Origin of the sequence: Sphingobacterium hungaricum (assembly GCF_015210005.1) — a bacterium.
GTDB lineage: Bacteria > Bacteroidota > Bacteroidia > Sphingobacteriales > Sphingobacteriaceae > Sphingobacterium > Sphingobacterium hungaricum.
Genome location: NZ_MU158698.1, coordinates 545,848 through 558,535 on the forward strand (window position 1 = coordinate 545,848; position 12,688 = coordinate 558,535).

The window sequence follows — 12,688 nt, forward strand, 5'->3', positions numbered from 1 at the left end:
ACATTTTCCATCTAAAGGAGCAAAATGAGGAGAGTTTGTTTTATCACAAAACTCCTTTTGCGATTTTATTGAAAGTGGTATATCGAAATTTTTCATAATTAAAATGGATGTATATTAAAATTATCAATGGTAAGTCCTGCGGTTGCAACTGTAACAGTTTTTAAAGTTGCATCTTCAATTCTTTGTTTAAATATTTTGGCGTCCGAATTCCTATCGGACAGGTGGATGAGCACGATGTTATTTACTGCTCTCAAATCGTTGGCCTTTAATGTTTCAATACAAGTTTCAACGCTCATATGGGATTGAATAACCCGATTTCTTAGAAAGCGATTACCAGCTAACTTTTCAGCAATGATATCTTGGCTGTAATTAGCTTCGATTAAAACATTGTTCAATCCAGGAAATGAATAGTCGCAATAAATAGTATCTGTCAAGAAAAGCGTAGTTCCCATTTCTTCGTGCTTAATCAGAAAGCCACACGGCTCGTTAACATCATGGTGCGTATCGAAAGCAATAATATTGAACGATCCTAATTTGTAAATAGATCCTTTTGTCATCGGATTAAACCTGTGGTGGATAAACCTAAATCCAGCTATTGTTCCGGCAGTAGCATAAACATCAATACCAGCCTTAACAGCATCCTTGACACCTTTGCAATGATCACCATGTTCATGAGTAATAATACAGCCGACAACATTTTCAAGATTGAATTTCAATGCCTGCTTAATCCTTTCGAATCTTACCCCACACTCGACAATAAGGGTTTCCCCTTTATTGTCGGTGAAAAGGTAGCAGTTACCATCACTATTGCTATTTATGATGTGTAGCTTCATTAGAATGCCAATTCTGGCTCATTGTTAACAGAATCAGTTGGATTATGATTTGGCTGTAATGACGATGGATTTTGTGATTCCGAAACAGCGGAACTTTTAGTGTCTTCGATTACAACTGCATCTTCGAACGAAATAGTCTTCTTGTTTGCTTTTTGATTTATTTCAGTTTTCACTTGATGCGATACTTCATCGAAAGCGTCATCGTCTTCCTTTTCGTAAAGCGCACTGTCATCGGACGCTCTAATTAGAAGCTTACAACCCCTATTAATTACAGTTTTAATAGCCATTTGGTCACTGAAGTTTTTGTGAGCACCGCTATTTCCTTTGGAACCGCCTTGCCCCCACGCCATTTTTATCTGGCTAATGTTCATGATCTCAACATCCTTTGTGCCGTCAGATAGTTCGTAGGCGAAATATGCCCCGATAACCTCGCCCCCAATATTTTGGAGCGTCTGCTTGTGTTTTAAAATTCTAGTACGGTAAGGAAAATCCAAGTCCGTTTCAAATTCAAATTCATCACCTTTAAAAATCGCTTTTTGGTTATGATTAACTAAACCACCGTAACGCTTTGCTAAAACTAAATTACCAGTGTACTCTGGAGTGAATTCCAGTTTTGTTCCATAAGCAATAAAATCTCCTTGCTTTTTTAATGGCGATAATCCCCAGACAACCATTTTTAAAAGAGCATTTGCAATACTTTCTTTTGTGCAAGTTGATAATACCGGTTGTTTGTTGGAGTCAACCGTTTCTTGAAGAACTAACCATGCACTTTTTAAAGCATTTTCTGGACTGTAATCTTTTGGGATCCTAAGCTCTCCAGACTCTTGGAATGCTTGAATTTTTGATAGAACAGATGTTGTAATGTTCTTTTCTTCTTGTTGCACTGCTACTGCAGATTGTTGATTTGACATTTTTTTTTATTTTAAAGATTTATAAATACATTGATTAAGTTTCGCCGATGGCCTCGGCATTTTGATTTTATCACACCACATTATTGCTGGGTGATCGCTCGGGTGATTGTAAATACACCCCGAGCATGACACCATTTCAATTATTTCTTTTGGCTTGATAAACTTTTTTGCCATTAGGCTACTCGTAACTTTTCGTCTTGAGGTGATACGATAAGATTTATCGTTTGCGCTGCAGTATCAGGAATTACGGATACAGATTCGCGATTATCCAAAAATACGGGAGCCGTAACACCATAATGGGCAGATAGGGTATTGATAATATCTATCCCAACCAAAATTTTGCCCGCAGTATTCAGGTCTGAGAATGGCACACCATTATATGTAGTACGGCAAGTAGGCTCTTCTCCACCGTTTATTAACGGGTTGAATAATTTGAATTTAGCAAACTTGAACATACCATTTACGCGATTTTCGAGTTCAGTCGATTTGGCCTTCTCGTATTTTTCTGCAGCAAACTCTTGCTTTTCGAGCGATGCTAATTGTTGGGAAAGACTTTTCTCTTGCGCTTTCAGTTCTTTTATGCGCGCATCTGCTTTAGCAATTTGTTCAGACGTGTTAAGTTTCCGTTTTTCACTATCCAAATCAGCATTTACAGTAGCTTTTTTGATTCTCAAATCACCGTAATCAATTGGAGTAGTTTCAAGCTGTCCTTGCAAAGTGGAAATCTCAGAAGTTTTGATTGCAATCGAATCATCCTCCATAACCCGAGATTCAAACGATTTTACTTCAACAGTGTTGGAAGTAATATTTTCAATTCTTTTCTTTGTCTCATTTAAAGAATCTGTAAGGCTTTTTATCGACGTTGAAATTGCTGATTTTGTGATTTCATACTGCTCCAGAGCTTGATTTATTTCTAAATCACGTTTTTCTAAATCACCTTTAAGTCCTTTTCCTTGTGTATTGATGCCTTCTAGCTCCTGGCGCTTGCGTTCATCAAACTTATTTTGGATCTCGGCAATATTATGAGATTCATGCTCGCGACCGCATTCTTTACAAACTGTTTCATTAACATCTAGGGTACGGCCATTAACAGAAGTGAATAATGTTCTAAGGCTTGAAATACGACTATTGATGTCTTGCTTGTCTCGTTCAATCCTAGATAACTGATCGCTATGAGATTTTTCTAACTGATTCAATTGGCTCTCTTGCATGCGTAATTGAGCTTCTAATTGAGAAACTTTCGCTTTATCTTCGTTTACTCCGGAATTAGATTGTGACAACTCAGAATTATAAGCTGATCGATGGCTTGCTTCAATATTTTGGATTTCAAGCTTCAAGGCATGAATCTTATTTTGAACAGCCTGAATCCTTTTGTTTTCGTTCTCGTTTGCTTCGTTTTTGTCGACAATAGCCTGTTCTAATTGATCATATTCATTCTGCAATGTCGCAATTCGCACTTTTACCTCTTCCTCGCTGATTGGCTCCGGCTTTCCGCGATCGGCTTCATCAATACGTGCAGGAATATTCTCTAGCTGTTCTTTAATATTTTTCTTGTCAGAAGAAATTTTTGCCTTGAATTCTGTCAAGGATTTACCGCCCAAGGAATTAAGCAACTCTTGCAACTCAGGGTATTTACCAGTCAAGAAGCTGTCGGTAATTTCACCTGCGATTTCAGAAAGTACTGAACGTTGATCTTGCCATTTCTGAGAATTGAAATATAAAGGATTGGTGATTAGCTTAAACACGTTTTCATTCAAAAGGTCGTTCACTTTTGATTGAAATTCTCCTGCATTCACGGGAACTTCATTCCAGAAATACAAATGTTCGTTTCCGGTAAATTCAGCTACTTCTTCACCACGTTTTTTCGTCCATTTTTCTTTTTGAATGTGTCTAATGGCAATATCTTCTCCGTTTACTTCCAAAATCGCTGATACTTCATTCTCTGTGCGATCTTTTGTTGACCCGACTTCGTTTAGCGGTTTAACATTGAAATCTTTACGATCATTAGAATCTTTTCCGAAAAGCATCCAAGTGAACGCATCGAAAATAGTTGTCTTGCCAGACGCATTGGCGCCATAGATGTTTGTAATAAAATTGAAATCAACTGTTAGGTTCTTAACTCCTTTGAAGTTGATTAATGTTAGAGTTTTGATTAGGATATTCATTGTTTTATGATTTATGATAATAGATTTAATAATTGTTCAAGCTTTTGGTCGTTGTCAACCTTTGGAAGTTCGATATAGTTACCTTTAGTCGTTACTTCAACCTTTTCAAGATTCGAGATCTCGATGACAACATTTCCTTTTTGGATTTTATGATCGACAAAGTGTTCACCTTCATCCTCCCATTCGCACCTTTCAAATCCCAGAGCTATTAGTTTTTCATTTGTCAGCATAATTATTTGTCTAGATTAATTTTTACACCCTTGTCCTTGAAATATTGAGTATTTATATACTCGGCGACTGTTTTTGATGAAGCTAAAGCTTGTATCTCAACACGCTCAATTTGCCACGATTTACCAATTTCCCCTCTTGGAGTTATTAGTCCATCCTTAATCCAATCATCAACTTTTGCCCTTCCATATAATCGATATGCCTCAGACTTATTCATATATGGCTTAATTGCGCCTGTATCAGCTAATGCCTGAGTTGCTCCTAACTTCGCAGCGTCCGTAAGCATATTTCTTAGTTCGTGATCAAATACCGATCTCATTAGGCCTCCTTTTTTATTTCGATAAAACCATTTTCAATATCTACAGAAGTAGTGTAGACGCTTTTCGGGTCAATATGCTTCATCTTTCTTCCGGCAGCCTCGCGAACAGCCTTCGTGTGCGATAGCTCAAATTTTAAAGATTCGCCTTTCTTCATTTTTGAAACATAGCTAGCTACTGATGGCTGAGGCTCTATCTTTATGATACTATTGTTATCCATTTACAATTCCTTTCTGCTGAGCATATACAGCCAGCTGAGCATTATTTTTTAAGCCGGTTTTAGATCGAAGGCTCTGAAGGTGCGAGGAAACTGTTTCTGGAGAAATGAACAAAGTATCTCCAATTTCCTTGTAAGAAAGGGATGAATATTTAAGCACCTCCAATTCCATTTTTGTCAGCACTCCAAAATCAGCTTTAATGGAGCAACACAGTTTTCCTTCAAATCGACATTTTCCTCTTAGACCGCACTCGAAATACTCGGTATGTGTAATTTTACCTTCACCATTGATGTCCGGCTCGTCATCTATTCCGCCAAAACGGCATAAAATATATCTGTAAGTGTACTCTTCTGGAAGAAGGTTTTCCCACAACGCGAGACTTTTAACTGCTTCGGGATGTTTAACAAAATCATCTTCGATAATGTCGATAACTTGTTGAGGGAATTCAGGCCATTTATGAACCTTACCGCCATGTACGCAGTATAGTTCACCTTCATGTTTTATGAACTCTGCACCACCATCTAGCATTCCGGCTATAATTTTTTTCATTTCGTATTTATTAGGGATGTGGTTTATTAACTTAATGTTTACCTTTGTTATGTTCGTATGGTACAAATGTAAATATATTATTTACTATGTCAATATATATTTTACTTACATAATTTAATAATTTTGTAAATGCTTGATTATAAGGGTGAAAAATTTAAGGAATTTTTAAATAAAAATAGAATCGGAGCTACAAAGGCTGCTGAAATCCTTGGAGTTTCAAGACAAAATGTCTATCAATACTTTAAATCTCTATCACTTGGAAGAGAAACTGTAAATAGTATATTGCTAAAATTCGATGTTACTGAAGATGAAATCTTTGGGACTACCAATGATGCCACTATCCGAAATATCCGACAAAATGCTAGGGAAATCGGTGATTTAGCCATCTATGATGACGAAGGAAATAATAAATTTACTGAGATAAGCCCTGGGCGCTATAGAATGGGCGTTGACTTGGTTCCCGAATATGCGCAAGCTGGATACTTAACAGGATATGCTGATAGGGAGTTTATTGAAGAGCTGCCAAAACATTATATTACAGTAGATAAATTTGTAAGGGGAAAATATATGGGTTTTGAAATTTCAGGAGACAGCATGGACAATGGTGATATTAAAGAGGCTATGCCTCATGGGACTATTGCTACTGGCAGGGAAGTAAAAAGAGAGCTTTGGAATAGCAAACTTCACAATCATCAATGGCCAAACTGGATTTTTGTTCATAAAACAGAAGGAATTATCGCGAAACAAATTGCAAATCAATGCCTGGAATCTGGAATTTTGACATTAAAATCTTTAAATCCAGATAAAAAAAGATACCCAGATTTTGAAATTAACATTGATGATTTGGTTCAAATATATAATGTAGTCAAAAGAGAACTAAGGTAAAAATGGCTAGGGTATGGTCAACATCACCTCTGGAACGCAAAGTGTTGGATATTATCAAAAAACACCTTGAGTCAGAACTTAAACAATATGATGGTGTAATTGATGGAGGTATCCATTTAAAATATAAACCCAAAGACATAAGATTAAAGGTGATTGAACTTAACTGTATAGATTACCACAAAGTAAATTCATTAAGTGACATTAAATTCTTCTTTGTAAACATTAATTACCAAGACGAAGATCACGATTTAGTAGAACAAGTGACAGGATATATTTACCGTTTTCTGGACCAATCGATAGTAAGGAATTTACACTTTGAATCAAAAAGAACAGAAATATGTAGAATTTCAAAATACTTGTGGCTCGGGAATAATATGTTCGAATTAACCAACAACAGCATTTATAAAAATAAAAAACACGATGACAGAATTGAATAATGAGGTGGACGTAAATAAACTTGAAGTTCAAGTTGGAAAACGTTTTAAAGAGTTCCGGTTGACTCACAAAATCAAACAGACCGACATAGAAATCATGCAAAAGCAAAACATTTCTAGGATTGAGAATGGCCGGAGGTTACCAAGCCACGAGCTAATGATTTATATGCACATAAAACACAACATGGATTTGAATTGGCTATTAACCGGCGAAAAGCTTTCGAAAAGGAATGTTTCTAATCCGGAAACAATAATCAAATCAAGAGTAACCCGTTAGCCTTCCCTCAGTAGTTTTAGAACACCATTCTGAACATCGTCTATAATCGACCAATCTTTAGCGATGTAGGTATCAGTAATAGTAGTTGATGAGTGGTTAAGTGCAGCAGCCACATCATCCTTACTAAATCGGCACTCGTTACGCGCCAATGTTGCAAATGAATGCCTGGCAGAATAAAAAGTCAAATTTTCTATATTTAATTTCTTTCCAATGCTTTTAAGCGACTCGCTAAGTCGATTGTTTAGCGTTTTTGCAGACTTATATCTTCTTTGAATAAAACCGGCATATTTTATAACAAGATCTCTAGCCTCATCTGGAATGCTTATAGAAATAAAAGCATTATCCTCTCGTTTGGATTCTGTTTTTGAACGATTATAACTTAACCGATCTATCTTTTCATCCGTGAGATTTTCCAATAGATCAACCGAATTGATTCCACATAAGTAAAATGACAGCATATAAAGCCCTCTGGATATCACATCTGATTCATTATCCAAGTCTATATCTCGTATGGATTTTATTTGTGAAACGGTCAAATTTCTGTTTAAGGATTTTTTTGGAACTACCTTATCAAGTTTTCTAAATGGATCATTTGGAATTCTAATTTCTCCAGTATCTTCATCGTTAAACCGGTCGCGCATCAAATTAAATATTACTTGGATATCTATGATGATATTTAATATGGTTCTATTTGAACGAGATCCCCTGGCAACAGCATCACTTCGAATTGGCGTTTTTAAAAAGTCTTGGAAATCGGATAAAAATTTGGATTTAATATCTAAAGGAGACAATCTATCTGATCCAACAAATTCCTTCAACCTTGCGACAGATGATTTACGTTTGATCATAGTGTTAATTCTGCCATTATGTTTTTCGCAATATTCATCAAAGAAAGAGAAGAAATCCATTTCCTCCCCTTTTCGCGTCAAAATTGATTTTATCTGATCAGCGCTCATAATATCAGCACGAACGCCAAGTGTGTTAATTACCTCCCTGAGTCTATTTAACTCTACAGATGCGTATCTGTCAATAAATAACTTTTTTAATCGTAACTTTGTGTCCAAGTCTTCTTTCTTGGCAACTATCGAAGTATCGATGTAAACAGATTTTCCTTTATGTGAAATTCTAATTTTCACATTCCATGATCCACTTTGTTTCTTGTGATGCTTTAATATGGTTGCAGAGATCGAAGCCATAGAGATTGTAAATATTGCTGTAAATTATTTGTAAATTTTATTGACACAAAGTAACAAATAAATCTGCTTTTTTTAGTATCAAAGTTAAAAATACTAAATTTAATAGCAATGTAATTATCAAACAATCAATGGTTTAAGTGTAAAAATAGTTAAAATAAACATTTTTAATGATTAATGTATCCAATCTATCTCTTCGTTATGGCAAACGCGTGCTATTTGAAGATGTTAATTTAAAATTTACTACTGGAAATTGTTATGGTATTATCGGTGCGAACGGTGCTGGTAAATCGACATTTCTAAAAATTATTTCAGGTGAAGTTGACCAAAGTACAGGTTCCGTTTCGTTCACTCCGGGTGAAAGGATGTCTGTACTGAAACAAAACCACTATGAATTTGATGATTTCACAGTTTTAGAAACTGTAATGATGGGTAACCAAGAACTTTATAAAATTATGAAGGAAAAGGATGCCATTTATATGAAAGAAGATTTTTCTGATGCCGACGGCGAACGCGCTGGCGAATTGGAAAGTCTATTTGCGGAAATGGATGGCTGGAATGCAGAAAGCAATGCGGCTACCCTATTGAGCAATCTTGGAATCAAAGAAGAACAGCATTACAAATTAGTTAAAGAATTAGATGGTAACGAAAAAGTAAGGGTTTTATTAGCTCAAGCTTTATTCGGAAAACCGGATATCTTGATTCTGGATGAGCCAACGAATGATTTGGACATCAATACCATTGCTTGGTTAGAAGATTTTCTGGCTAGTTACGAGGCGATTGTATTGGTCGTTTCCCACGACCGTCACTTCTTGGATGCTGTATGTACGCATATCGTCGATATTGATTTCGGCAAAATGTCTATCTATACCGGTAACTATACATTCTGGTATGAATCGTCACAATTGGCTTTGAAACAACGTGCAGACCAGAATAAAAAGACTGAAGATAAAGTTAAAGAGCTACAAGAATTTATTCGTCGCTTTTCAGCGAATGCTTCCAAATCCAAACAAGCGACTTCCCGTAAAAAAGCTTTGGACAAAATTAATCTGGATGAAATTAAGCCTTCCAACCGGAAGTATCCAGCGATTATGTTCAACAACATGAATCGCGAACCGGGAGACCAAATTTTAGCGGTTGAAGGATTAAGCAAAACGGTCAATGGTGAAGTTTACTTCAAAGACATCACTTTTATGATGAATAAAGGCGATAAAATTGCAGTGCTTGGCGAAAATTCATTAATCACTTCTGCATTTTATGAAGTCTTATCCGGAAGAGACAAAGATTTCAGCGGAGATATCAAATGGGGCGTGACGATTACGCATGCCGATATGCCAATTGAAAATGCTTCTTTCTTCGATGGCAAAAATGAAAACTTGGTTGATTGGTTAAGGGAGTACACTACGAACCCAGAAGCTGACGAACAATTCATCCGTAGTTTTCTTGGCAGAATGCTTTTCTCTGGAGAAGAAGTACTTAAAAAATGTTCTGTATTATCCGGAGGAGAAAAAATGCGATGCATGTTTTCAAGAATGATGTTGCAGGGCGCTAATTTCTTAATGCTCGATGAACCGACAAACCATTTGGATTTAGAGTCTATCACGGCATTGAACAATGGCATGAAAGATTTCAAAGGTTCGATTTTGTTTACATCGCGTGACCATGAGTTAACAGAAACGGTTGCGAATCGCATTATCGAGTTGACTCCAAAAGGAATTATTGATAAGTTAATGACGTATGACGAATACATCAATAGCGAAGCAGTTCAAGCGCAACGCGCAGAAATGTATAAGTAATTGACGGAATAGATTTAATTCCAAACTATAATAAATAAATAAGGCTCGACAGGAAATTGTCGAGCCTTATTTGTTAAAAGCCATACATAGAGTAAAAGTTGTCTACTCTAAAACATCTTGAATCTCTTCGTTCTTCTTAAAAATCGACTTCGCAAAGGGACATAGCGCAATTACTTTTAAGCCATTTACACGAGCGTAATCAGCGACTTTAAACACCAGACTTTTCCCAATTCCTCGACCTTTTGATATAGGTTCTACTTCCGTATGCTCAATAACTAATGTATCATCCGATTTCATCGAATAGACAATTTCTCCCAATTGAAAATCGTCATCAACAGCAACAAACGAGCCTTTATTTCCTGAATGTACTTGATTAATTTCCATAGCCTAATTTTTCTAAATAATTTGATAATGACTGTCCTAATAATTCTTCCCAACCCAACTCATAATTCAACCTAGAAAAAGCTTGTCCTGCATGCGCAAAACTTTCAACACCTTCATGCGTCAAACGCACCAGTGTTGCTTCGCCTCGCGGAATTAATTTCCAGGTCAGCAAGGATGTGCCATCACTTTCATTAGGATGAGTCCACGTATGTTGGAACAATTGGTTGTCTACCACTTTCGTAACGGTACATTCATGGAAGAAATCTTTGTCTTTCCCTTTGACAATAAATGAGAAGACCGCTCCTTCTTCTAGCTTAAAATTAGGAATATCGAAATACCATAATTTTAATTTCTCTTTATTTGTCAATGCTTCCCAAATTACGTTTAAAGGTGCATTATAAGTTCTTTCTACATGAATTGATACTGTATTCATTTTCCAACCAATTGTATAGTGAGTTAACAAATAAATATAGCATAAAGTTTTAGTGAAATCTCATTAACTTATTGTTAGTAAGTCATTAAATGAAAAAACACTGCGATTTGCAGTGTTTTTCATTATTTATTTTACTTTGTGTTGATATAAAACCTTGTGAAGCTCATTCAGCTTCGCTTCAGGAATTTTAATCACTTTTCTATCGTAAGTCATCATTCCGTTGGTTTCAACTTCCACATCGGTTGTCTGTGTATAAACGCCGGCTGAAAGACCCATTGGAATTAATTTATTCAAATCACCAATCATTCTAGTGTAGCGCTCCAAAAGCTCTTCTTTGCTTTTGAAACTTTGGTATCCCCAATTGTCCTTTTCTTGCCATGTATGGCCTTCAACAGGCAATCCTAATCCACCAAATTCACCCAAAGCAAGCACTTGCTTATCGCCGAACAAACGAGGGTCAGGAATCGCAGGGTCTGGATAATTGTGAATATCCAAAATATGGCCAGTGTTTAAGAAATTACCACCACTCGCGCTGTTTACCAAGCGAGATGGGTCATAATTAACTGTCCATTCTGTAATTTCTTTTGTTTTAAACTGTCCCCACGCTTCATTGAAAGGAACCCAAATCACGATACTTGGAAAATTATGCAATGCATCCATGATGGATTTCCACTCTTTCTTATAGTATGCTTCCGATTCAGGACTTCTGTCTTTATCTAATTTACCGCCAGAGAATTTTCCCGGTTGCATATCCCATACATTGTCGCCCAAATCTCCGCTAGGCATATCTTGCCATACTAAAATTCCAAGGCTATCGCAATGTCTGTACCAGCGAGCAGGCTCAACTTTGATGTGCTTACGAATCATGTTGAAACCCATCTCTTTTGTTTTGATGATATCAAAAATCAATGCCTCGTCCGAAGGGGCTGTATGCAACCCATCTGGCCACCATCCTTGGTCCAATGGACCATAATGGAAAACAAATTCGTTGTTCAATAACATGCGTTGAATTCCATTTTTATCTTTGCCCATCGAAATTTTTCTCATCGCAAAATAACTTTTAGCTTCATCAACCACTTTACCTTTTCTCAAGACTTTAACTGTTAAGTCATATAATTTAGGATTAGTTGGAGACCACAATTCTGCATTGGGAACAGATAGAGTTAAATCACCGTCCACATCGCTAGAAACTTCAGAGATTTTTGTAGTACCATCAAATGCAGTAACGTGAATTTGATCGCCTGGCAATGCATTTTGGACATTAGCTGAAAAATTCAAGACACCTTTATCAATATCTGGAGTTTGTTTTGTGTTTTCGATAAATGTTTCAGGAACACTTTCTACCCACACTGTTTGCCAGATTCCGGAAACTGGTGTGTACCAAATTCCATGCGGATTGTTGATTTGCTTTCCTCTTGGCTGAGGGCCATCACTTGTTGGATCCCAAACGCGGACTGCAATTGTTTGTTTGTTTCCTTTAACTAATGCGGAAGTAATATCTACAGAAAAAGGGTCGAAACCACCTTCGTGTTCGCCAACCAATTTACCATTCACGTAAATTTCACTTTGCCAATCCACAGCACCGAAATGCAAAATCACTTTCTTTCTTTTGATATCTTTAGAAAGCTCGATGGTATTGTTGTACCATAGGTACTCGTCTTTATTGATTCGTTTTCCTACACCTGATAATGCCGATTCTACAGCAAAAGGCACTAGAATATTGCCATCCCATTTCGTCGGAACTGCAGTTGCATTTTTAGAAGTAATGGCATAGCTCCAGCTACCATTCAGATTTTGCCAATTGTTCGAACGAACAAGCTGAGGTCGTGGGTATTCCGCATGTGGCTTTTTAGGATCCAATGATTCCCCCCACTGCGTTAAAATTTTGTCACCGGCTGGCTTCCAAGGCGTTTGTTGGGCTGAAACAGCACAAATGGAGAGCGCGGCGAATAAGTTTAATAGAATTGTTTTTTTCATCAAAAATTATTTAGATTTAGAAATTAAGTTTATTGCAAATTACGAAATATACCGACAAAATACACTTTCAAATCTGTTCAAAAACATT

At 36.6% G+C, this 12,688-nt stretch carries 15 protein-coding genes; 4 read left to right on the forward strand and 11 right to left on the reverse strand.

Annotation, left to right across the window (positions count from 1 at the left end):
* Positions 1 to 98: 98 nt before the first annotated feature.
* The 7 genes from C4F49_RS05570 to C4F49_RS05600 form a co-directional block, all read right to left on the reverse strand.
* On the reverse strand, positions 99 to 833 hold the full coding sequence (locus C4F49_RS05570; protein WP_196934891.1) for an MBL fold metallo-hydrolase: 735 nt from the start codon (positions 831 to 833) through the stop codon (positions 99 to 101).
* Positions 833 to 1,744 (reverse strand): RecT family recombinase, encoded by a 912-nt coding sequence (locus tag C4F49_RS05575; RefSeq protein WP_196934892.1) that lies wholly within the window; start codon positions 1,742 to 1,744, stop codon positions 833 to 835. Before C4F49_RS05575 ends, C4F49_RS05570 begins: the two co-directional genes overlap by 1 nt.
* 173 nt (positions 1,745 to 1,917) lie before the next feature.
* A complete protein-coding gene (locus C4F49_RS05580) occupies positions 1,918 to 3,909 on the reverse strand; it encodes an AAA family ATPase (RefSeq protein ID WP_196934893.1) in 1,992 nt (663 codons plus the stop codon).
* A gap of 11 nt (positions 3,910 to 3,920) precedes the next feature.
* Positions 3,921 to 4,139: a hypothetical protein gene (locus C4F49_RS05585; protein WP_196934894.1), complete on the reverse strand. Its 219-nt coding sequence runs from the start codon at positions 4,137 to 4,139 to the stop codon at positions 3,921 to 3,923.
* A 2-nt stretch (positions 4,140 to 4,141) separates the two neighbouring features.
* Positions 4,142 to 4,456: a hypothetical protein gene (locus C4F49_RS05590; RefSeq protein WP_196934895.1), complete on the reverse strand. Its 315-nt coding sequence runs from the start codon at positions 4,454 to 4,456 to the stop codon at positions 4,142 to 4,144.
* Positions 4,456 to 4,674 carry a hypothetical protein gene (locus C4F49_RS05595; protein ID WP_196934896.1) on the reverse strand — a complete coding sequence of 73 codons (219 nt, stop codon included), beginning with the start codon at positions 4,672 to 4,674 and terminating at the stop codon, positions 4,456 to 4,458. Before C4F49_RS05595 ends, C4F49_RS05590 begins: the two co-directional genes overlap by 1 nt.
* Positions 4,667 to 5,221 carry a helix-turn-helix transcriptional regulator gene (locus tag C4F49_RS05600; protein ID WP_196934897.1) on the reverse strand — a complete coding sequence of 185 codons (555 nt, stop codon included), beginning with the start codon at positions 5,219 to 5,221 and terminating at the stop codon, positions 4,667 to 4,669. Before C4F49_RS05600 ends, C4F49_RS05595 begins: the two co-directional genes overlap by 8 nt.
* 129 nt (positions 5,222 to 5,350) lie before the next feature.
* On the opposite strand from C4F49_RS05600, the gene C4F49_RS05605 reads away from it, so the two are divergent.
* The 3 genes from C4F49_RS05605 to C4F49_RS05615 are packed head-to-tail and all read left to right on the forward strand — an operon-like array spanning position 5,351 to position 6,817.
* On the forward strand, positions 5,351 to 6,106 hold the full coding sequence (locus C4F49_RS05605) for an arginine N-succinyltransferase (RefSeq protein WP_196934898.1): 756 nt from the start codon (positions 5,351 to 5,353) through the stop codon (positions 6,104 to 6,106).
* Positions 6,107 to 6,108: 2 nt separating this feature from the next.
* Positions 6,109 to 6,543: a hypothetical protein gene (locus tag C4F49_RS05610; protein WP_196934899.1), complete on the forward strand. Its 435-nt coding sequence runs from the start codon at positions 6,109 to 6,111 to the stop codon at positions 6,541 to 6,543.
* Positions 6,527 to 6,817 carry a helix-turn-helix domain-containing protein gene (locus tag C4F49_RS05615; protein ID WP_196934900.1) on the forward strand — a complete coding sequence of 97 codons (291 nt, stop codon included), beginning with the start codon at positions 6,527 to 6,529 and terminating at the stop codon, positions 6,815 to 6,817. The genes C4F49_RS05610 and C4F49_RS05615 overlap by 17 nt, the downstream gene beginning before the upstream one ends.
* On the opposite strand, the gene C4F49_RS05620 is transcribed toward C4F49_RS05615, so the two are convergent.
* Positions 6,814 to 8,013: a tyrosine-type recombinase/integrase gene (locus C4F49_RS05620; RefSeq protein ID WP_196934901.1), complete on the reverse strand. Its 1,200-nt coding sequence runs from the start codon at positions 8,011 to 8,013 to the stop codon at positions 6,814 to 6,816. The genes C4F49_RS05615 and C4F49_RS05620 overlap by 4 nt on opposite strands.
* A gap of 167 nt (positions 8,014 to 8,180) precedes the next feature.
* On the opposite strand from C4F49_RS05620, the gene C4F49_RS05625 reads away from it, so the two are divergent.
* The gene (locus tag C4F49_RS05625; RefSeq protein ID WP_196934902.1) at positions 8,181 to 9,806 is read left to right on the forward strand and encodes an ABC-F family ATP-binding cassette domain-containing protein; all 1,626 of its coding nucleotides are present in this window, start codon (positions 8,181 to 8,183) and stop codon (positions 9,804 to 9,806) included.
* A 102-nt stretch (positions 9,807 to 9,908) separates the two neighbouring features.
* Here the strand turns inward: C4F49_RS05625 and C4F49_RS05630 are convergent, their stop codons facing one another.
* From C4F49_RS05630 to C4F49_RS05640, 3 genes are all read right to left on the reverse strand, one after another.
* On the reverse strand, positions 9,909 to 10,190 hold the full coding sequence (locus tag C4F49_RS05630; protein WP_196934903.1) for a GNAT family N-acetyltransferase: 282 nt from the start codon (positions 10,188 to 10,190) through the stop codon (positions 9,909 to 9,911).
* Positions 10,180 to 10,623: an SRPBCC family protein gene (locus C4F49_RS05635; protein ID WP_196934904.1), complete on the reverse strand. Its 444-nt coding sequence runs from the start codon at positions 10,621 to 10,623 to the stop codon at positions 10,180 to 10,182. Before C4F49_RS05635 ends, C4F49_RS05630 begins: the two co-directional genes overlap by 11 nt.
* A gap of 126 nt (positions 10,624 to 10,749) precedes the next feature.
* Positions 10,750 to 12,600, reverse strand: coding sequence for a glycoside hydrolase family 2 protein (locus tag C4F49_RS05640; RefSeq protein ID WP_196934905.1), 1,851 nt, complete (start codon positions 12,598 to 12,600; stop codon positions 10,750 to 10,752).
* Positions 12,601 to 12,688 lie beyond the last annotated feature (88 nt).